18 protein-coding genes and 1 pseudogene are annotated in these 21,161 nt (G+C 50.4%); all 19 read left to right on the forward strand.

Annotation, left to right across the window (positions count from 1 at the left end; all coding sequences use genetic code 11):
• Window positions 1–207 (forward strand): annotated as a pseudogene (locus tag B2899_RS10960) (D-galactonate dehydratase); the annotation flags it as partial.
• 22 nt (window positions 208–229) lie between these two features.
• A complete protein-coding gene (locus B2899_RS10965) occupies window positions 230–2,437 on the forward strand; it encodes a dihydroxy-acid dehydratase (RefSeq protein WP_286885768.1) in 2,208 nt (735 codons plus the stop codon).
• A gap of 80 nt (window positions 2,438–2,517) precedes the next feature.
• On the forward strand, window positions 2,518–3,465 hold the full coding sequence (locus B2899_RS10970; RefSeq protein WP_146811986.1) for a U32 family peptidase: 948 nt from the start codon (window positions 2,518–2,520) through the stop codon (window positions 3,463–3,465).
• Window positions 3,456–4,400, forward strand: a complete 945-nt coding sequence (locus B2899_RS10975; protein ID WP_286885771.1) for a sugar kinase — start codon at window positions 3,456–3,458, stop codon at window positions 4,398–4,400. The genes B2899_RS10970 and B2899_RS10975 overlap by 10 nt, the downstream gene beginning before the upstream one ends.
• Before the next feature lie 22 nt (window positions 4,401–4,422).
• The gene (locus B2899_RS10980) at window positions 4,423–5,073 is read left to right on the forward strand and encodes a bifunctional 4-hydroxy-2-oxoglutarate aldolase/2-dehydro-3-deoxy-phosphogluconate aldolase (RefSeq protein WP_146811988.1); all 651 of its coding nucleotides are present in this window, start codon (window positions 4,423–4,425) and stop codon (window positions 5,071–5,073) included.
• A gap of 96 nt (window positions 5,074–5,169) precedes the next feature.
• Window positions 5,170–5,955: an IclR family transcriptional regulator gene (locus tag B2899_RS10985; RefSeq protein ID WP_146811989.1), complete on the forward strand. Its 786-nt coding sequence runs from the start codon at window positions 5,170–5,172 to the stop codon at window positions 5,953–5,955.
• Window positions 5,956–6,043: 88 nt separating this feature from the next.
• Window positions 6,044–6,946 (forward strand): fumarylacetoacetate hydrolase family protein, encoded by a 903-nt coding sequence (locus tag B2899_RS10990; protein WP_146811990.1) that lies wholly within the window; start codon window positions 6,044–6,046, stop codon window positions 6,944–6,946.
• 26 nt (window positions 6,947–6,972) lie between these two features.
• Complete coding sequence (locus B2899_RS10995) at window positions 6,973–7,737, forward strand: SDR family NAD(P)-dependent oxidoreductase (protein WP_286885772.1); 765 nt, start codon at window positions 6,973–6,975, stop codon at window positions 7,735–7,737.
• Window positions 7,738–7,812: 75 nt separating this feature from the next.
• A complete protein-coding gene (locus tag B2899_RS11000; protein ID WP_146811992.1) occupies window positions 7,813–8,121 on the forward strand; it encodes a UxaA family hydrolase in 309 nt (102 codons plus the stop codon).
• A 4-nt stretch (window positions 8,122–8,125) separates the two neighbouring features.
• A complete protein-coding gene (locus tag B2899_RS11005; protein ID WP_286885787.1) occupies window positions 8,126–9,280 on the forward strand; it encodes a UxaA family hydrolase in 1,155 nt (384 codons plus the stop codon).
• A 24-nt stretch (window positions 9,281–9,304) separates the two neighbouring features.
• Window positions 9,305–10,771: an alpha-ketoglutaric semialdehyde dehydrogenase GucD gene (gene gucD, locus B2899_RS11010; protein ID WP_286885773.1), complete on the forward strand. Its 1,467-nt coding sequence runs from the start codon at window positions 9,305–9,307 to the stop codon at window positions 10,769–10,771.
• Between the two features lie 103 nt (window positions 10,772–10,874).
• On the forward strand, window positions 10,875–11,762 hold the full coding sequence (locus B2899_RS11015) for a fumarylacetoacetate hydrolase family protein (protein WP_146812299.1): 888 nt from the start codon (window positions 10,875–10,877) through the stop codon (window positions 11,760–11,762).
• Window positions 11,763–11,894: 132 nt separating this feature from the next.
• Entirely contained in the window at window positions 11,895–13,778 is a 1,884-nt protein-coding gene (locus tag B2899_RS11020) for a PrpR N-terminal domain-containing protein (protein ID WP_146812300.1), read from the forward strand.
• A 181-nt stretch (window positions 13,779–13,959) separates the two neighbouring features.
• A complete protein-coding gene (locus tag B2899_RS11025) occupies window positions 13,960–15,282 on the forward strand; it encodes a four-carbon acid sugar kinase family protein (RefSeq protein ID WP_286885776.1) in 1,323 nt (440 codons plus the stop codon).
• On the forward strand, window positions 15,279–16,304 hold the full coding sequence (locus B2899_RS11030; RefSeq protein WP_286885777.1) for a TRAP transporter substrate-binding protein: 1,026 nt from the start codon (window positions 15,279–15,281) through the stop codon (window positions 16,302–16,304). Before B2899_RS11025 ends, B2899_RS11030 begins: the two co-directional genes overlap by 4 nt.
• A 59-nt stretch (window positions 16,305–16,363) precedes the next feature.
• Window positions 16,364–16,879 carry a TRAP transporter small permease gene (locus tag B2899_RS11035; protein ID WP_286885779.1) on the forward strand — a complete coding sequence of 172 codons (516 nt, stop codon included), beginning with the start codon at window positions 16,364–16,366 and terminating at the stop codon, window positions 16,877–16,879.
• Between the two features lie 2 nt (window positions 16,880–16,881).
• Complete coding sequence (locus tag B2899_RS11040) at window positions 16,882–18,156, forward strand: TRAP transporter large permease (RefSeq protein WP_286885781.1); 1,275 nt, start codon at window positions 16,882–16,884, stop codon at window positions 18,154–18,156.
• A 36-nt stretch (window positions 18,157–18,192) separates the two neighbouring features.
• Window positions 18,193–19,458, forward strand: a complete 1,266-nt coding sequence (locus B2899_RS11045) for a lactate racemase domain-containing protein (protein ID WP_146812305.1) — start codon at window positions 18,193–18,195, stop codon at window positions 19,456–19,458.
• Window positions 19,459–19,483: 25 nt separating this feature from the next.
• Window positions 19,484–20,923 (forward strand): aldehyde dehydrogenase family protein, encoded by a 1,440-nt coding sequence (locus B2899_RS11050; RefSeq protein WP_286885783.1) that lies wholly within the window; start codon window positions 19,484–19,486, stop codon window positions 20,921–20,923.
• Window positions 20,924–21,161 lie beyond the last annotated feature (238 nt).

The following is a 21,161-nucleotide window of genomic DNA, read 5'->3' on the forward strand; positions in this document are numbered from 1 at the left end:
ATTCATTATAACGAAGGCAGCGACCTGCTTGATTATCTCACCGATCCCGGTGTCTTCCATTATGTAGATGGATTCGTAGATATTCCGCAAGGACCGGGCCTCGGTATCGAGGTAAATGAAGAAGCGGTCAAAGAAGCGGCACGGAAAGGTCATAACTGGAGGAATCCGGTATGGCGCTATGAAGACGGTAGTGTCGCCGAATGGTAGAAATGAAAGGAGGAAGTCACTTATGACGGGAATATATCCGTATATCGAAGGTTCGGTAAACCCGTACCGTGACAACGTGCAAGGGAAAGCGAACGAACCGATTTGTGTAGCGGGTCTTTTGGATCGGGCAAAGCAGATTCTCGGCCCTACCTATGAAGGGCCGAAACCGGATTGGACGCTGGATGAAATCTATGATCGCCTGCATCAGAATGCACCGCGTATCGCCATTATCGGCGGGTCTCCGGATCATCCGGCGCACATCATGGATTTTCAGACATCCGCCCGTGCTGCAATCCGCATCTGGCAGAACGGCGGCGTCCCGTTCTACTTCTCCACACCGGTAATGTGCGATGGTACGGCACAGAGCACACAGGGGATGAGTTATTCGCTTCAGAGCCGGAACGCGGTGGCGGAGATGGTCGTCAATCAAATTGAATCGCATGGCTATCACGGCGCTTTTGTCATTCAGGGCTGCGACAAACAGCCGCTTGGCGTGGTAAGTGCGCTCGTCCATTTGGACCGGCTCCGTAAATACCGGGGAGAGGCACCGTTCTTCGCGACGTTTGCTCCGGCCCATGTGCTTCAGGGCGGTACCATTCCGGAAGGTTTATTTGCGGAACTAGAAGAGGTAGCAAAACGGGCTGAAGCAAAAGGATCAGAAGACATTGCCCATGATTTGCGCGATACGATGGCGTATATCCTGCAGTGCTCTTCCAATACCGCTTTCCAGGGCGTGTTGGAGAGGGCAAGGGAGCGCGGCATTATTATGAAAGCAGAGCATGATGAATATGAGAAACAGCTTGCCGTCAATACATGCGATGGCAAAGGCGGCGTTTGTGCATTCAACGGAACGGGGAACAGTTCCCGTCATTTGGTAGCGGGCATGGGGCTTGTGCATCCGGCGCTCGAATTGCTGACCGCACCGCCGACCCAGGAGCAGGTAAATAAAGCGTTGGACAGCATAGCAACGATGATTAACAACCCGGTGTTCGGCGCATCCAACATCATGGCCGCCAACATCAAAAACGCCATCCGCATTCACAGCGCATCCGGCGGCTCCACCAACCTGATGATGCATACAGTAGCGGCCATGCTGTACGGGGGATACAAGTTCAGTCTGTGGGACTTAGACCGGATTCATCACGAAGTGCCGGTACCGGACTTGTTTGATTACAGTTTGACGCAGGGAAGAGACATTTTTGCGCTGGCTACGCAATGCTGTTCCGGAACAAGCCGGGGCATGGAAACACTCTTCCACGAACTGCTGAAAAACGGAGTGCCGATGGATATCGACGCACCGACCGTAACAGGAACAACATGGCGCGAACGCCTCGCCGACCAGACTGCACTGGCCGCCGGGCATGTACGTGAAAATCCGATTATTCTTTCAACGCCGAGACGTCCGTTCAGCGGTGTGGATGTGCTGACGGGTAACTTCTTCGAAAGTGCCGTCGTAAAGATTAGCGGCATGACAACAAGTCAGCTTGATGAGTTTGACAGGAAAGCGGCATTCGTCCTGTACTATCAGAATGAAGATGATGCCAACCGCAGCCTGTTAAATGTCAATCTGCTGGATACATTGAAGGCGCAGCGCAGCTTTGCCTATGAAAATATGATTGCGATGCTGCGTCACAATGCACCCAAGGCCTATGAAGCTTGTAAGGATTTAGAATATGAAGCATTGTTTGATGCAATGGTAGAGCAGGGCGTACTTAAAATTGCCGTCATTATTTCCGGTCAGGGTCCGGGCGCTTTCGGAATGCCGGAAATGTTTACGCCGATGCAGCACATTAATGCCAACCGCAGACTCAAACGTCTTGCCACACTAATCAGCGACGGACGATATTCCGGGGTAACGTATGGCGCGGCCATCGGGCATATGACTCCGGAAGCGAAGGACGGCGGCGGCATTCTCTACCTGCAAACAGGGGATTTGCTGTATCTGAACTTGCGTGAACGCAGCATTCAATTCTTGAACGAGGAAGCGTTCCGGGAAGGAAAAGTAGTCTTCTCCTTCGAGGAAACGCGAGCAGCACGCCGCGAACTTGGCGAACAGCGGTTAGAAGCGATCCGCAGGCGCCAGCGTCAGGTGGCAGCCAGCAACCGGATGCACGCACACACGGATGCGGCGAACGGAGTAGTTCCGCTTGCGGTAGCTGAAGATGCGGTACTTGATTATCGCTCTGATATTTTGCTTATGGAACAAAAAGAAACGTCTAAAAAAGGTTGAAAATAAATAATAAATAAATAACAAAACTCGATTTGCAATTATAAAACAAATTGTGTTGGATAAGAAAGGCGGCACAAAAAATGAACAAAACAAAAGAGTTTATCGAAAGTCTGGGCTTTCCCTCCGGAGATCGTCATGATTTACCTGCGTCCACCCGTACGTTTCCGGATGGCGCGCACTACCGGGTTGAAATTCCGAGCGTGGAAGGACCGGCGTCATTTGAAGCCGTGCTGGAGGCATGCAATAAGTATGACGTAAATATCCACCGCATTTCCCAGGGAAGCGGCATTATGCTTCTGACCGATGAAGAACTGGAACAGATGGCGGCCATCGGACAGCGCGAGAAGCTTGAAGTCAGCCTGTTCGTCGGTCCGCGCGGCACGTGGGACGTCACTCCGATGTCCTGGGCCAGCGCCGGAAAGATTGCAGGGCTCCGGGTAGAGAGCATGGATCAACTCGTTTATTCTATTGAAGATATTAAACGTGCCTGCCGGGCAGGCATCCGCAGCATCCTGGTTGCCGATGAAGGGCTGCTCTGGCTCGTGAATGAATGCAAGAAATCCGGCGAGCTGCCTGAAGATTTGCTTGTGAAGATTTCCGTCCAGATGGCTCAGTCCAATCCGGTCTCAATTAAACTGATGGAACAAATCGGCGCCGGAACGTACAACGTTCCGACCGATTTAACGCTGGCACGTCTTGCGGCCATCCGCCAGGCAGTCGATATTCCGCTCGATATTTACGTAGAAGTGCCGGACGATGTGGGTGGATTCATCCGTCATTATGAGATTCCGGAGATTATTCGGGTCGCTGCACCGGTTTATATTAAATTCGGCCTGCGTAACGCACCGAATATTTATCCGTCCGGCACTCATCTTGAAGCGACTTCGATTGCGCTGTCGAAAGAGCGGGTGCGCCGGGCAAGAATCGGGCTTGATATGATTCAGCGCTACGCTCCGCATCTGAAAATGTCGGAGCGGGGTGCAGAAGGGATCGCTGTACCTGTAAAAGGGGCATCGGTATGGACGTAGTCACACTGGGTGAAACGATGGTGCTTTTCACCCCGGTTACGACTTCTCCTCTCCGTTTCAGCGCACAGTTTGAGAAATCGATCGGCGGCGCGGAATCAAATGTGGCCATCGCACTTGCGCGCCTGGGCCATTCCGTGCGCTGGATTAGCCGGCTCGGGGCGGATGAGTTCGGCCTCTACACAAGGAATTACATCCGCGGGGAGGGAGTGGACACATCCGGGGTTATCTTTGACGAAGAGCACCCGACCGCCGTATTTTTCAAAGAACGCAGAACGATGCAGGAGCCGAAAGTGTACTACTACCGCAAAGGTTCGGCGGCCAGTCACATGACGCCGGACGATATTCGGGAAGATCAGATTGCCGACGCTTCGTACCTGCATATCACCGGCATTACACCCGCACTCAGCGATACGTGCAGGGAAACGGTGGAGCATGCTGTCGCTTTGGCGAAGAAGAACAGCGTTCCGATTGTGTTCGATCCAAATATCCGTCTGAAGCTATGGTCAAAAGAAGAGGCGCGAGAAACATTGATGGGCATTGCGGCACAGTGTGACATTATCCTGCCCGGTATTGAAGAAGGAGAAATCCTTACCGGAGCTGCAAGCCCGGAGGAGATGTCACGCATCTTCATAGGGCAGGGAGCCCGCCTTGTCGTCGTGAAGCTGGGAGCAAAAGGTGCTTATTATCGTACAGAAGAAGAGGAAGCGTATGTACCGGGGATTGAAGTACCGCATATCGTTGATCCTATCGGAGCCGGAGACGGCTTTGCGGCCGGGGTGCTTTCCGGACTTCTTCAAAAAAGGGGCATTCGGGAAGCGGTCATGCTCGGAAATCGCATCGGCGCTTATGCGTTGACTGTTGCCGGAGATGTGGAAGGATATCCGTACCGCGAACAAATAGAGCCCAGGTCCGATCATACCGATATTCTACGCTAAGCGGAAAGGGAGGGGAAGACGTATGATTCCAAAGGTAAATATCTTGCAAAAAATTGTCGACGGCGGCATTATCGCCGTCCTGCGTCAGGTCCCGCAGGAACAAAGCGAGGCGCTCGCGCAAAGCCTAATTGAGGGCGGAGTCACTGCGCTTGAGGTCACTGTGGATACACCCGGTGCATTTGAAACGATCAAAAGACTGTCTGACACGTTTGGGGACCGGGCCGTCATCGGAGCTGGAACAGTACTGGACGCCGAATCCGCTCGGCTTGCCATATTGAACGGTGCAGACTTCATTTTCAGCCCCAGTCTTCACCAGGATGTCATCCGGATGGCGCTTCGCTACGGAAAGGCCGCCATTCCCGGAGTGATGTCGCCGACGGAGATGATTACCGCAATGGAATGGGGGGCGGATATGGTGAAAATTTTTCCCGCCGCCGCGCTCGGGCCGCGCTATATTAAAGACGTAAAGGCACCGCTGCCGCATGTCCCGGTTATTCCGTCGGGAGGCGTGAATGTAGATAATATCGCTTCGTTCTTTGAAGCGGGCGCTTCTGCGGTTGGCATCGGCGGAAATCTGGTCCGGGTATCGAAAGAAGAAACCGCAGACTTCGCCCGCATTCGCGACCTGGCCGCTAAGTACGCCGCCGCTGTTAAAAAAGCGCGCGTCCAATAAGTTGTAAAAAACAGGCAGATAAGAGATCTGCTTTGTCCCACCTGGTATGGTAAGATAAGAGTAATTCTCTATTTTCTTAATTAAAGGGTGAAACCTATGCCAATCATTCAATCGGTGGAGCGCGCATTGCGGATTCTCGACTTATTCGATGAGTATGAAACGGAGTTGAAGATTACGGACATCAGTGCACGGATGAATTTGCATAAAAGCACGGTTCATTCGCTGCTGAAAACACTGCAGAAGTTTCGTTATATCGAGCAAAACATGGAAAACGGAAAATACCGGCTCGGCATGAAATTGTTTGAACGCGGGAATTTCGTTATCCATAATCTGGACATTCGCTCAGTCGCCAAAAATCACTTAACCGAGCTTTCGATGAAAACGGGAAATACCATCCACCTGGTCATTCTCGATGGAAAAGAAGGCGTCTATATCGACAAAGTGGAAGGCTCTTCGGCTACCGTACTGTATTCCCGCATCGGCCGGAGAATTCCCATCCATTGCAGCGCCGTAGGAAAAGTGCTGGTTGCTTTTAAGAGCCAGACAGAGTTAGCGGCGATTTTAAAGGGTTACGAGTATCGGCTGAATACGGCCAATACGATTGCAAACGAAAAAGATTTTCTCACAGAATTAAAGAAAGTAAAAGACCAGGGCTTTGCGCTCGACAACGAGGAAAACGAGCCTGGTGTCGCCTGCATTGCCGTGCCGATTCGGAACCATACCGGCGAGGTAGTCGCAGCCATGAGCATGTCCCAACCGGCCACAAGATTGAATTCGCAGAGCATGGAAGAAGCGGTGGCAATGTTGAAAGAAGCGGCGCAAGAAATTTCCGTCAAGTTCGGATACGGCATTCATTCGGGTCAAAACGCCACGCCTATATAAAATCGATGACTTCCTTTTAACAGGGAAGGAAGTCACCCTTTTTTATAAAACTTAATTTTATATTATAAAACAAATTGGAGGGTGTACTATGCGTATTATTCGTTATCAAAATGAGGAATCCCGCGCTGTCCTGGCAGCCGTTACAGATGAAGAGATGGTGTATTCGCTGCCGTACGATGACTTTATAGGTTTGATTCAGGCGGCAGAAGAGAAAGGGCTAAGTCCGCTGGCTCTCGTTCAGGAAATGATTGCAGCGGAAGAACCGCTAAAAGTTCCGCTCTCACAGCTCTCTCTGCTTGTTCCGATTGAGGCGCCGGAAGTCTGGGCCTGCGGCGTTACGTACGAAAGAAGCCGGGATGCACGAAATTACGAAGCGACCGGCGGCAAAATGGACGCCACCACTTTTTACGACAAAGTATACGATGCGGATCGCCCGGAGATTTTCTTCAAGTCCACTGCGGCACGCACGATCGGACCTGACCAGCCCGTCTATCTCCGCAGCGACTCGAACTGGCAAATTCCGGAGCCGGAGCTTGCCCTTGTCCTGGATAGAAACGGAAACATAATCGGGTATACGATTGGAAACGACATGAGTTGCCGTGATATCGAAGGAGAAAATCCGCTGTATTTGCCGCAGGCAAAAATCTGGAAAAACTCCTGCGCCATCGGTCCGGCTATTCGCCTCGCGGAAACGGTAGAAGATCCGTATGCATTCCAGCTCACATGCCGTATCTACCGTGACGATGAAAAAGTGGTGGAAGGTACAGCCGTCACCAAACAGCTAAAACGAAAATTTGATGAGCTTGTCTCCTATCTGGTGAGAGACAACGAAATTTTCGATGGTACCGTGCTGATGACAGGTACCTGCATCGTGCCGCCGAATGAATTTACGCTCCAGGATAACGACCGAATCGAAATTGAAATTTCTTCCATTGGTGTGCTGAACAACCCGGTAAAAGCACAGCAATCCGCTACAAATGCGCTTCGATAAACCTGTGTGTTCGGGAGAGTGAGGGAATGATAAAAAAAAGCAAGATTGCCCTGGTCACGGGAGCGGGATCCGGCATTGGTGAAGCGATTGCGAAAAAGCTGAGCGGCGCCGGGATGACGGTTGCGGTATGTGACATTGATGAGCAGGGGGGGCGGCGTGTCGCGGAAGAAATCATAGCGCAGGGTCATACGGCGAAATTTTATGCGCTTGACGTAACCCGTGAAGCGGAAATGGCAGCCGTTATCGAACAAGTGGCAGCAGAATATGGCCGCTTGGATATTATGGTAAATAATGCCGGGGTCGGCAAAGCAGGAACGGTGATCGAACAAACCGAAGCGGACTGGGACCTAATGATGAACGTAAACGCGAAGGGAGCGTTCTTCGGCTGCAAGTATGCCATTAAACAAATGCTGAAACAGGGCGGGGGCGGTGCCATTGTAAATATCGCTTCTGTCGCAGGGATGGTGGGTGTGTTGAACCGTGCCGGATATTGCGCATCCAAAGCAGCCATTGTAGGATTGACGAAGTCGGCCGCTTCCGATTTTGCGGAGCAGGGCATTCGGGTTAATGCCATTTCTCCGGGGACGATTGCTTCTCCTTGGATTCAGAAGATTCTTTCAGATAATCCGAACCCGGAAGCAGCACGTACGCAAATGGAACAGCGTCAGCCGATTGGAAGGATGGGAACCCCGGAAGAGATTGCAAATCTTGCGCTCTTTCTTGCAAGCGATGAAGCTTCTTTCATTACGGGGAGCAACTACGTGGCGGATGGAGGTCTGACGGTGCGCTAGTCGTCCTTACAGCCGACCTGCCGTAAGCCCTGTCAGCCGTATGTGGAATGAAGTAAGAAGAAAGGGGGAGAACTTATGGAGCCAAACTATAAAACCGTCATGATGAAGCCATATGATAAAGTGGCGACGGCACTTATGGACATTCCGGCGGGAGCGACGGTTGAGGTCACGTGTCTGGATAAAACGTACACCGTAACGCTTGCGGATGCCATCCGCTTCGGGCATAAGTTTGCGGTCGTGCCAATTGCCAAAGGAGAAGACATCGTAAAATACGGAGAAGTGATCGGCATAGCGACCCGTGACATTGCCGCAGGCGAGCATGTGCATGTACACAATCTGGAAGGAAAACGGGGAAGAGGTGACAAAGTTGGAACCGCAGAATAAACCGATGTTCTGGGGCTACAGACGTGCGGACGGCAGGGTCGGTGTACGTAACCATGTATTGATATTGCCTACCATTACGTGCGCGACGCAGGCCGCCCATCAAATTACACAGCTGGTGCAGGGGACGGTAAGCTTTATTCACCAGCACGGCTGCGCCCAGGTGGGAAGGGATTATGAGCAAACATTCCGCACCTATGTCGGAATGGGAGTAAATCCGAACGTATACGGCGTTGTTGTATTAGGTCTTGGCTGCGAAACCCATCAAGGATGGAAAGTGGCGGATGAAATTGCCAAAAGCGGGAAACCGGTTGAGCTTGTGTCGATTCAAGACCACGGAGGCACGCTGATGGCCATCGCGCAAGGCGCGAAAATCGCCGCCCGGATGGTACAGGAAGCCTCGGCAGTGATGCGCGAGCCGTTCGATTTTAGCGAATTAATCGTCGGAACGGAGTGCGGCGGCTCAGATGCCTGCTCGGGTCTGTCTGCCAATCCGGCCGTCGGTGTGGTAAGCGACATGATCGTGGATGCAGGCGGAACGGCTATCCTGGCCGAGACGACGGAGCTTATCGGTGCCGAGCATTTGCTGGCCAACCGGGCGGTAGATGAAAAAACGGCCAAACGTGTCTATGAAGTCATTCAGCAGATGGAGAGCCGCGCTCTTATGATGGGCGTCGACATCCGTACCGGGAACCCGAGTCCCGGCAATGTCGAAGGGGGATTAAGTTCACTCGAAGAAAAGTCGCTCGGCGCCGCAAACAAATCAGGCAGCCGTCCGCTCCAGGAGCTCATTGATTATGCGCAGCACCCGAGCAAAAAAGGGCTGGTATGGATGGATACGCCGGGACACGATATTGAACAACTCACCGGCATGGTGGCCGGCGGTGCCCAGATCGTCCTGTTTACAAGCGGCCGCGGCACCCCTACCGGATCGCCGATCGCTCCGGTTATTAAAATCTCAACCAATACGCCCATGTTTGAAAAAATGCGCGACAACATGGACCTAAACGCCGGCACGGTGATCGACGGCACTGAATCCATCCATGAAGTCGGACAACGCATTTTTGATGAGATTGCCAGCGTGTGTTCAGGCAAATTGACAAAGTCTGAAATTTTGAAACAAAATGATTTTGGTATCTGGCGCATTGGCCCTACATTCTAATCCGTATGAAAGGAGCATCTAACAATGACAACGACTACACAGGTGAAAACGTATCTAAATTACATTAACGGAGAATGGGTGGCATCGACAGCGAACGATGCAGAGGCAAGCATAAATCCCGCCAATCGAAATGAAGTCGTCGGCTATATTCAGCGTTCCACCAAAGAAGATGTAGACAAAGCGGTAGCGGCGGCCAGACAAGCGCAAAAAGCGTGGCGAAAGCTCTCAGGTGCAGCGCGGGGGGAGTATCTCTACAAAATCGCGAATATTCTTGAAAGCCGCCTGGAGGACATTGCGGCAACGATGACCAAAGAAATGGGGAAAACGCTGCCGGAAGCAAAGGGCGAGACGATGCGTGGCGTTGCAATTCTTCGTTACTACGCGGGAGAAGGTATGCGGAAAATCGGAGACGTCATCCCGTCTACCGACAATGAAGCGCTGATGTTTACCACCCGCGTTCCGCTTGGCGTTGTCGGTGTTATTTCTCCCTGGAACTTCCCGGTAGCCATCCCGATCTGGAAGATGGCACCGGCTCTTATATACGGAAATACGGTCGTTATTAAACCGGCGCAGGAAACGGCCGTAACAGCGGCAAAAGTCATCGAATGCATGGATGAAGCCGGCCTTCCGGCAGGTGTCGTAAACATGGTAACCGGCCGGGGTTCCGTCGTCGGTGAGGCGATTGTTAATCACCCTGACGTCAATGGCATTACCTTCACCGGATCGAACGCTACAGGCAAACGAATCGGGCAGGCGGCACTGGCCCGCGGCGCGAAATATCAGCTGGAAATGGGCGGGAAAAACCCGGTCATCATCGCAAGCGATGCCGATCTGGATCTTGCCGTAGAAGGCACCATCAGCGGCGGACTCCGTTCTACCGGCCAAAAATGTACCGCTACAAGCCGCGTCTTTGTCCAGGCGGATGTGTATGATGTATTCAAAGAAAAACTGCTTGCGAAAGTACAGGAAATTACCATAGGCAACGGTCTGGAAGACGGCATCTGGATGGGACCGTGCGCCAGCGAGAGTCAGCTAAATACCGTGCTTTCTTATATCGAAAAAGGAAAGAGCGAAGGCGCGACCCTTCTGTATGGCGGCGAACGCTACACCGAAAACGGGGGAGAAGACGGCTTCTATGTGCAGCCGACCGTATTTGAAAATGTAACGAATGACATGGTTATCGCACGGGAAGAGATTTTCGGACCGGTTCTTGCGCTCATTAAGGTGGATACGGTAGAGGAAGCGCTGGAGCAGGCGAATGACGCAGAGTTCGGCCTAAGTGCCTCCATCTATACGAAAGACATCGGCAATATGCTTTCTTTCATTAATGAAATGGATGCAGGTCTTGTGCGCATCAATGCCGAAACAGCAGGCGTTGAACTGCAGGCTCCGTTCGGCGGCATGAAACAATCCAGCTCGCATTCCCGCGAGCAGGGTCAGGCGGCTATTGAGTTCTTCACGGCCATCAAAACCGTATTTGTAAAAGCATAGCCATACGCCCTATCCCCTGAACAAAAGCTGTCTTTGCTTCAGGGGATTCGGCATACATACAAGAAATGTATGCATAGATCATAATGAACAAGGAGGCAGTTTCATGATTACTGTAACATTCGAAAAAAACGGCGCATGGCATTTGGGGGTGAAAACCGAGAAAGGCATACTTGACGTTTCTGCCTTTGCGGAAGAAACGGGCGCAGAGGGTGTACCGCTGTCCGTTGACCAGGTCATCAAAAGCGGAGAAGAAGGAAAACAGGCGCTCAGCCGCCTTGTTGATCAGGCGCTGTCAAGCGAAGCCGTTCATTTTCTGACTGAAGAGGAGCTTGCATACGGACCGTGCGTAACCAATCCGCAAAAGATTATTTGCGTCGGCCTAAACTATAAAAGGCATGCCGAAGAGTCCAATATGGCTTTGCCGGAGGCCCCGCTGCTGTTCAGCAAATTCAATAATACGCTTACCGGACATAGACGGGAGGTAAAACTGCCTGCGGCGTCCAAGCAGGTCGACTATGAAGTGGAATTGGCTATTGTGATTGGAAAAGAAGCAAAAGATGTAGAAAAAGAAGAAGCATTGTCTTACGTCTACGGATACTGCACGGCCAACGATTTATCCGCCCGCGATCTGCAGTTTAAAAGCTCGCAATGGCTGCTCGGAAAAACGTGCGACGGATTCAGTCCGATCGGTCCGTACCTCGTCTCCGCGGATGAAGCGGGCGACCCGCAGAATCTCCGCATCCGCACCTGGGTCAACGGAGAAGTGCGGCAGGATTCTAACACGTCTGATATGATATTTTATTGTGACGAAATTGTAAGCTATATTTCCAGGCACATGACGCTTTATCCGGGTGATATTATTTTGACCGGCACACCGGAAGGCGTCATCCTCGGACTTCCGGAAGACAAACGGGAATGGCTTAAAGACGGCGATGAAGTCACTGTTGAGATTGAAAATCTGGGACGACTCACGAATACGATGAGAAAATAAATACGTGTTGAGTAGGCTTCCCCTGGTAACAGGAGGAGGCCTTTTTACTGAATTCTTCATTGAAAAATCAAACACTTACCCTTACAATGGAAGTGTATTAAAATGCAACATTTGTTGTGAAGGAGACTGCGTATGGCGCGTATTTTAGTGATCGCCCCTTATCCGGGATTGAAAGATTTGTTCTTGCAAGTAAACAAAGAATTAAAGAAAGAAATGCATGTAGAGGTAGGAGATTTGCATAAAGGCCTAGCCATCGCAAAAGAAATGGAGGGACACGGGTTTGACGTAATTGTCAGCCGCGGAGCCACGGCCCGTCTGCTCCGTCAGCACTGTAACCTCCCTGTGGTGGAAGTAAAGATTTCAGGCTATGACATTTTGCGTACCCTTACGCTGATAAAAGGCTATGAAGGAAAGATTGGCCTGATGAGCTATTTTAATACCATCCAAGGAGCGGATGCAATCGGAACGCTGCTGGATATGAACCTTTCTTTCTTTCCCATTAACCATGAAGAGGAAATCGAGAAGGGAATCCGCCAGGCTCATGCCGAAGGAATCCAGGTCATCATCGGAGACGTTATCAGTACTTCAGTGGCAACGCGTTTCGGACTTAACGCCATTTTGATTACATCAGGCAAAGAGGCGGTTATTGAATCGCTGGAAGAAGCGGAGCACATGAGCTTCTATACGAGGAAAGAAAAACAGGAGAAGGCGCTTCTTACATCGATTATCAATGGCTGCGAACAGGGGATTATCGCTGTGGACGGAGACGGAAAAATGATCTTCATGAATGAACAGGCAGAAAGGCTCTTCGCCACCAGAGCGGATCAAGAGATTGGACGGCCGGTTGAAGAGCTTCACCCCCAGCTTCAGATTGCGGAAGCGCCAATAGCTCAGGCTGATCCCGGGGAAGAAGTCGTTATGCTAAACGGCGAAAATATTGTAATAAGAAAAACTCCTCTCGTGACGAACAAAGAGGCGGGAGAGTGGATGATCACACTGCAGGAGATTAGCCGTATTCAGAAAGCCGAGAGCCGCATCCGGTATAAGCTGCTTCCCGCCCCGCTGCAGGCGCATATACACTTTAATCATTTGGTTGCAGTTAGTGAAACAATGCACAATCCCATTGAGACAGCCCGTTTCTTCAGTAAGAACGCTTTTCCCGTATTAATTTACGGAGAGCCTGGAACAGGTAAGGAAAGCATTGCGCAAGCCATTCATAACGAGAGTGAACGCAAAGAGGCTCCATTTGTATTTTTTAATTGTGAGGCCTACTCTGAGGACCAACTGGAGATCGAAATATTTGGTCTGAGCGGGACAGGGGAAAAGCAGGGGATTTTTGAAACGGCACATAAGGGCACACTATTTATCGATGCCATCGGTCGTCTGCCTCTATCCATTCAAGCTATGCTTATCAATGTGCTGCAGGAAAAAAAGGTGACCCGTCTAAACGGAGAACATCCGATTCCTATTGATGTTCGCATCATTGCGGCCAATGCCCGAAACCTTCAACTGGAAATTGAGGAAGGGAATTTCAGGGAAGATTTATTCTATTTGCTGAATGGGGGAGAGATTAGCGTTCCGCCGCTTCGTGAGCGCAAAGAAGACATTCCTGAACTAGTGCGCTGGTTTATCGCCTCGTTTAATGTGAAATTTGGCAAGCAAATCGCCGGGATACGTCCAGAGGTAATGGAGCGGCTTTTGCAAGCGTCGTGGCCGGGAAATGTACAGCAACTTCGAAATACGGTAGAGAAGCTGTGTATGGCCTCCGCCGGTCCTTTTATCGAAGAAGAAGAGGCGAACAGCATACTTGACCGCCTTTTCGCCGAAGCTAATACCCGTAATCATTCCAAAGACCGTTATCTGGACATCGCAGGCAAAACATTAGAGCAGATGGAAAAAGAGATTATTCTTCGCGTATTGGAAGAAGAAAACCACAATCAATCCCATGCCGCCAAGCGGCTCGGCATCAATCGTTCGACGCTCTGGAGAAAAATAAAAAATGAAGAGATAAAATAGCAGGCGCGCAGCCTGCTATTTTATTTGTTGCAATAAAAAACAAAATTTATAAAAAAACTATTGAAATTTGCAACTTATTGTGTAAATTATAATATATGAGAATTAGATACCTTCTAAATTATCTAAAATATCTTCTGGAAGGGGCATAATGAAACTTTTTAAAGGAAAGGTGGTGATGCCATTGGCGAAACTTTTGGTCATTGCCGATGATTTGACCGGTGCAAACGATACAGGGGTGCAATTTGCCAAAAGAGGGTTTAATACGGTTTCACTGCTTGAAATAGAAAATCCGGTAAAATCGCAAAGCATCGATGTTCTCGTTTACAATGCAGAAACCCGTTCCCTTGCCGCCGCTGAGGCATATGAAAAGATAAAGGACGTTGTACCATCGCTTTCTCTTTCCGACATGCCGTATATCTACAAAAAAGTAGATTCTATGATGCGGGGAAATGTCGGTGCGGAAATTGACGCGTTGCTTGATATGGAAGCGTTTGATATTGCGCTTGTCGCCCCGGCTTATCCAAAAAACCGGCGAATAACGGTAGGCGGCTATCATCTTGTAAATCATCATCTGCTGGAAGACTCAGAAGCGGGCAGCGACGCAAAATCGCCTGTTCGTGAATCGCACCTTCCCACATTGCTTGAGTCGCAAACAAGGCGTTCCGTCGCTCATCTCGATATAAGAGCAATAAGGAAACATGAGCTAATCGAAAAGGTACAGGACTGCATCTCACAAAACCGGCGCATCATCGTATGTGATAGCGCTTTAGAAAGTGATTTGAAATCGATTACAGAGGCCTTGTTTTCAAGCGGAATGCACGTACTGTGGGTAGGTTCCGCAGGGCTTGCAGAATGCCTGGCCGGTATGTTGGAAAATTCCGTTGGAATGATCCCGGACAGCGAAGAAACAGCAGAGCATGAAAATCATCCTGTATTTTGTATAGCTGGGAGTGTAAGCGCTGTAACAAGGGGGCAGCTTAATACACTCTCAAACTACAAAGAGTTTGCCTTTGCTACCGCTAGATTGTCCTGTTTATTCAGCGAGGGAGAGCGCAGGAGGGAACAGGATCGCCTGGTAGAATACATCGTCAATGCGGCGCAGGAAGGCTATTATCCCGTGCTGACAACAGAGACTTCTGCTGAAGCGGAAGCTGCCACTAGAAAGTGGATGGAAGCACATAATGCAAACAGTCTTGAGGCCGGAAATCTTATCGCGGACTTTCTTGGAGAAACGGGAGCGAAGGCGGTAAGCCGGTACGCATTTAAAGGATTGGTCCTCACCGGTGGCGACATCGCCTACCGAACATGCGAGCATCTTGGTGTACAGGCCTTGCGTATACTCGGTGAAGTAGAAGAGGGAATTCCGCTGTGTGAAATCATAGGAGGGCAGGCTTCCGGACTTCCGGTTATAACAAAAGCGGGAGCGTTCGGAAATCCTCATTCATTGTTTCATGCAGTGCAAAAAATAAAAAATAGTGCAATAAGAGGGGGAAATTTTGTATGAAAAAATGGTTAAGCATTCTTGCGGTAGCATCAATGACGCTTCTGGCGGCCTGCGGCGGAGGAGGGAGCGCTTCGACCGATTCGAAGAGCGCCGGTTCCGGGGAAAGTGGAAGCGTCATCACACTGAAGGTTGGCCATACGCTTTCTGACACGTCCCATTATCAAAAAGGGATGGAAAAATTTAAAGAGCTGGTGAAAACCAAAACAAACGGACAGGTTGACCTTCAAATCTTTCCGAACGGATCGCTCGGTGGAGAGCGCGATATGATTGAAGGGCTGAATGTGGGCAGTATCGATATGGTACTGACATCCACCGGACCGATGAGCGGCTTCGCTCCGGAAGTAACCGTAGTTGACCTTCCGTTCTTGTTCCGCGACGCCGATCACGCACATAAAGTGTTGGACGGCGAAATCGGAACAGACCTGCGCAAGAAAGTGGAAGAAAAGACAGGCGTGAAAACGCTGGCATGGTGGGAAAACGGATTCCGCAGTGTAACAACCAAAGATAAAGCGGTACAAAAACCGGAAGACTTAAAGGGCATTAAAATTCGGACGATGGAAAACGACATTCATATGGATTCTTTCAAAGCGATGGGGGCGCAGCCGACTCCGATGGCATTTACGGAACTGTTCACCGCGCTGCAGCAAGGCGTAATTGACGCAGAGGAGAATCCGATCCCGGTTATTATGACGTCCCGTTTCTATGAAGTGCAGAAGCACCTGACTCTGACACGTCACTTCTACAATCCGTCGCTGATGTTGATTTCAAAAAGCAAGTTTGACTCGTTAACCCCGGAACAGCAAAAAGCGATCGAGGAAGCTGCTGTGGAAGCCGGCAAATACGAGCGTCAAGTCGTTCAGGATATGGAGAAGCAATATCTCACCGAACTGAAATCCAAAGGCATGGAAATCATCGAAAATCCGGATCTCAAGCCGTTCCAGGATGCTGTAAAACCGGTATATGAAAAGTACGAACCGCAATTTGGCAAGGAATTAATTGATAAGATTCGCAACACACAATAAAACTTGCAGGTGGCGGATAGGGAAACCTATCCGCCCGCTTATCCGAGAGGTGAACTTCCATGCAGTCCTTCATCAAAGGAATTGATAAAATCAATGCGTTTTTGCGCTATTTTGCCGCTTTCTTACTAGCATTCATGTCCGTGTTAATCGTTTATCAAGTATGTGCCCGGTTTTTGGGACGTTATATGGAATTGGAACTGCCGCGGTGGACCGAAGAGCTGGCCCGCTATTCCATGATTTGGCTTGTGCTTATCGGCGCTTCGCTCGCCGTGCGTTACAGCGCGCTGATTGGCATGGAAGCCATTGCGGAAAGGTTAAGCGAAAAAGCGCAGCGTTTACTGAAAGTTTTAACACTGATTCTTTCTATGGTCTTATTTGTGGTTATGATTGTGTTTGGCTTTGAAATGTTAAGTCACGTATCGGCCCAGCTTTCTCCCGGACTTAAGCTTCCGATGTCCATTCCGTATGCGGCCATTCCGATCGGCGGCTTCTTTATGCTTCTGAATGCCGTTGCCGTGCTGCTGGAGACAATAAAAGGCCAGTCAAATAAGGAATTCTTTAAGGGGAGTGAATAACCATGGCAGGTACGATGTTTATTTCTTTGCTTGTCCTTTTGCTGCTGAGCGTACCGGTCGCAATTTCACTTGGCCTGGCGTCCAGTATTGCTTTTATGCTGGAAGGAAATATGCCGCTTGTCGTGTTGATGCAGCGGATGTTTTCTGCGCTTGACTCGTTTCCGTTGATGGCGATTCCTTTCTTCATCCTGGCCGGTTCGCTGATGGAAACCGGCGGCATATCACGGAGATTAGTGAATCTTGCCAACTCATTGGCCGGAGGACTTACCGGCGGCCTTGCGGTGGTCACGGTTATTACCGCGATGTTTTTCTCGGCCATCTCCGGGTCCAGCGCGGCTACGACGGCGGCGCTCGGTTCCATTCTTATTCCTGCGATGGTAAAAAGAGGGTACGATGTCGGATTTGCGGGCGCTACCCAGGCGGTGTCCGGTGAGCTGGGTGTTATTATCCCCCCGTCCATCCCGATGATTCTTTTCGGCATTTCCGCAGGTGTATCCATTGGGGATTTATTTATAGCCGGTTTTCTTCCGGGGGTACTTATCGGACTTTCATTGATTCTGCTTGTTTGGTATTTGGCCAAACAAAAAGGCTACAAAGGGGAAGAAGGCATTACCTGGGCCATGCGGGCGAAGGCATTCAAAGAAGCGTTTCTTGCGCTTTTGATGCCGGTGATTATTCTCGGCGGTATTTACGGCGGTTTCTTTACACCGACGGAAGCGGCCGTTGTAGCGGTGGTTTACGCTTTTATCGTCGGCGTGTTCGTTTACCGCGAAGTAAAATGGAAAGACCTTGTGGATATTTTTTCCCGTTCTTCCATCACGACTTCTATCATTATGATTATTATTGCCAATGCCGGAATGTTTGGCTGGATTTTGACGCGGGAACAAATTCCGCAAAAAGTCGCTGAAATGTTTACCACATTTTCGGACAGTCCTTATGTTTTCTTGATTTTGGTGAATATATTGCTTTTGTTTGTCGGTATGTTTTTTGAAACATCGGCATCGATTATTATTCTGGCTCCGCTGCTGACGCCGGTTGCTATGGCACTTGGCATCGATCCGGTTCACTTCGGCATGATTATGATTGTCAACCTCGCAATGGGCATGGTGACTCCACCGGTCGGCGTAAATTTATTCGTAGCCTGTCAGATTGCAAATATAAAACTGGAACGGCTAACCAAAGCGCTGCTTCCGTTCTTCTTTGTGCTTATTCTGGATATTTTAATTGTTACGTACGTACCTGCGATTTCTACATGGCTTCCTTCCTTATTAAAGTAGAATAGCGGGCCGGGAAAACAAAAAGGGGGAAGAACTGTGAAATTTCCTCGGATCGCAAAGATTAAACAGCATTTCAAAGGGCCGGTCGTTCACGATATTGCTGAAGAAGTCGCCCGCCAATTTTCAAAGCTGCGCATGGCTGAGACCGTAAAGCCGGGAATGCGCATCGCCATTACCGCCGGGAGCCGGGGAATCGCGAACATCGCCCTTATTATCCGTTCCTGTGCGGATGAGATCAAAAAGCTGGGCGGCATTCCGTTTATCGTTCCCACAATGGGCAGCCACGGGGGCGCTACGGCAGAAGGGCAGGTAGAGGTTCTCGAAAGCCTTGGCATTACCGAAGAATATTGCGGAGCCCCCATCATTTCTTCCATGGAGGTTGTACAGATTGGAGAAACGCCGGATGGCATGCCGGTGCACATGGATAAAAATGCATGGGAAGCGGACGGGATTTTATTAATGGGCCGCGTAAAAGTGCATACGGATTTCAAGTCACCCATCGGCATCGAAAGCGGCTTGATGAAGATGGCGGCCATCGGACTTGGCAAGCATAAACAGGCCTTATTGATTCACAGCCATGGGGTGCGCGGCATCCGTGATATGATGCCGGAAGTGGCGCAGGTGATGCTCGATAGGGCAAACATCATCTGCGGAATGGCCATCGTAGAAAATGCATTCGAACAAACCGCCATCCTGGAAGCTATTCCAGCGGCGCAAATTCCTTCCCGTGAGAAGGAGCTGCTCGCCATCTCGGCTTCGTTGATGCCGAAGCTGCCGGTAGAAGATATTGATATTCTGCTGGTAGATGAACTTGGAAAAAACTACAGCGGCACCGGTATGGATACGAACATCATCGGCCGCATTCGAATTCAAGGGGTGGAAGAACCGCTATCACCGCGCATTAAATATATTATTGCGAGCAATGTAAGCGAGGAGTCGCACGGCAACGCGCTTGGAATTGGGTTGGCGGATCTGACGACGCAGCGCCTGTTTTCGCAGATTGACTTTAAGAAAATGAATGAGAATGTCATCACCAGTACCTTTCTGCACCGCGCGATGATTCCGATCGTAATGGAGAACGATCGGGCGGCGATTGCAGCCGCTATGCGTGCGAACTGGGGAGTGGAGGCGGAACAAACACGGTTCATCCGCATTCCGAATACGCTTCACCTTGAATACATGTATGTCTCGGAATCGCTTCTGCCGGAGCTTGAAGGCAGATCCGATATCGAAATTCTTACCGGGGCTGAAGAAATGCAATTTGATGAGCATGGATACTTTTTGAAGTTTAATCACGAGTAATCGTAACCAAAGGAGTGGATAGAGCATGAGTACAGATACAAATACCATCCAAACGTACGGACATTTCATTAACGGCGAGTGGCACACACCGCAGGAGACCATTTCCGTAGTCAACAAATATACCGGGGAAGAGTATGCACGTATCGGGAAAACAACCCGTGAGCAGGTTACACAGGCAGTAACGAACGCGCTTGAAACGTTCCAAACCAAAAAGCTGACTCCATACGAGCGTTATGAGATTCTTATGCGTGCGGCGCAGATTTTCGGCGAAAGAAAAGAAGAACTGGCCCTGGTGCTTGTTCGTGAAGTCGGCAAAACGTTGAAAGACGCCCGCGCGGAAATCGATCGCGGCATCCAGACTTTCATTGCATCCGCAGAAGAAGCCAAGCGCATCAGCGGAACAGGCATACCGCTCGGGCAGCCGGGCAACGAGAATAAAATGGCGTTCACCATTCGCGTCCCTGTTGGGGTCATCGGAGCGATTACGCCGTTTAACTTCCCGTTCAATCTCACCGCACATAAGATCGGACCGGCGATTGCCGCGGGCAACACGGTCGTATTGAAGCCGGCGGAAGTGACGCCGATTATTGCCTGCAAGATGGCGGATATTCTGGCGGAAGCCGGTCTTCCGGCAGGATATCTTAACGTGGTAAACGGGTTGGGCCAGGAAACGGGGCAATACCTGCTTGAAGACGAACGCATCGCTTTGTTCACCTTTACGGGGAGCGCCGGTGTCGGCCGTCACATCAAAAGCACGACAGGCATCCGCCGGGTTACGCTGGAGCTTGGCAACAATTCGCCGAACATCGTACACGCAGATGCGCCCGATCTGGACAAAGCGGCCGAACTCTGCGTAACACGCGGATATTCGAACGCGGGACAGGCATGCATTTCCGTGCAGCGCGTCTATGTCCATGAAGATATTTTTGATGCCTTTGTAGAAAAAGCAAAAGCAGTCGCCCAATCGTTGCGCGTCGGTAATCCGGAAGACCCGGACACCGATATCGGGCCAATGATTTCGGAAAAAGAGGCGCGGCGTGCAGAAGAATGGATTAAAGAGGCCGTAGAGCAGGGAGCAACCGTTTTGTTCGGAGGGAACCGAAACGGAAGCGTGCTGGAGCCTACCATTCTTACCGGTGTAACGCCGGAAATGAAAGTCATCTGCGAGGAAGTGTTCGCGCCTGTTATCAGCCTCATCCCTTATCGTGATATCGACGAAGCGTTCGCACAGGCGAATGACAGCCGTTTCGGCCTGCAGGCGGGACTGTTTACGTCAAACATCCAATTAGCCATGCGTGCGGCGCACGAGTTGCAGTTCGGCGGTGTCATCATTAATGATGTTTCTACCTATCGGGCCGATGTCATGCCGTACGGCGGAGTGAAAGACAGCGGCATCGGAAAAGAGGGACCGCACTACGCGGTACAAGAAATGACGGATGAAAAGATTGTAGTCATTAACTTATAAACACCACTCTAACAAAAGCACCATGGCTTTTCAGCCACACCCCGGCCATGAAAACGAAGGGAAGGGCGGCTGACTTTTATGGTACGAAGGAAAAGAGAGGAAAGAATGAGGAGAGGATTTTAATATAGAAAAAGGCGAAGGCCTTTTTCTTCCCTGGATCTTCTTTCCTCTTCCCCTCTTTTCTTTTTCATGATTTTCACAGAAAACATTCGGTATGATTTACTCGGTCGCTTTCTTC

Source organism: Aneurinibacillus sp. UBA3580 (assembly GCF_002375825.1).
GTDB classification, from domain to species: domain Bacteria; phylum Bacillota; class Bacilli; order Aneurinibacillales; family Aneurinibacillaceae; genus Aneurinibacillus; species Aneurinibacillus danicus.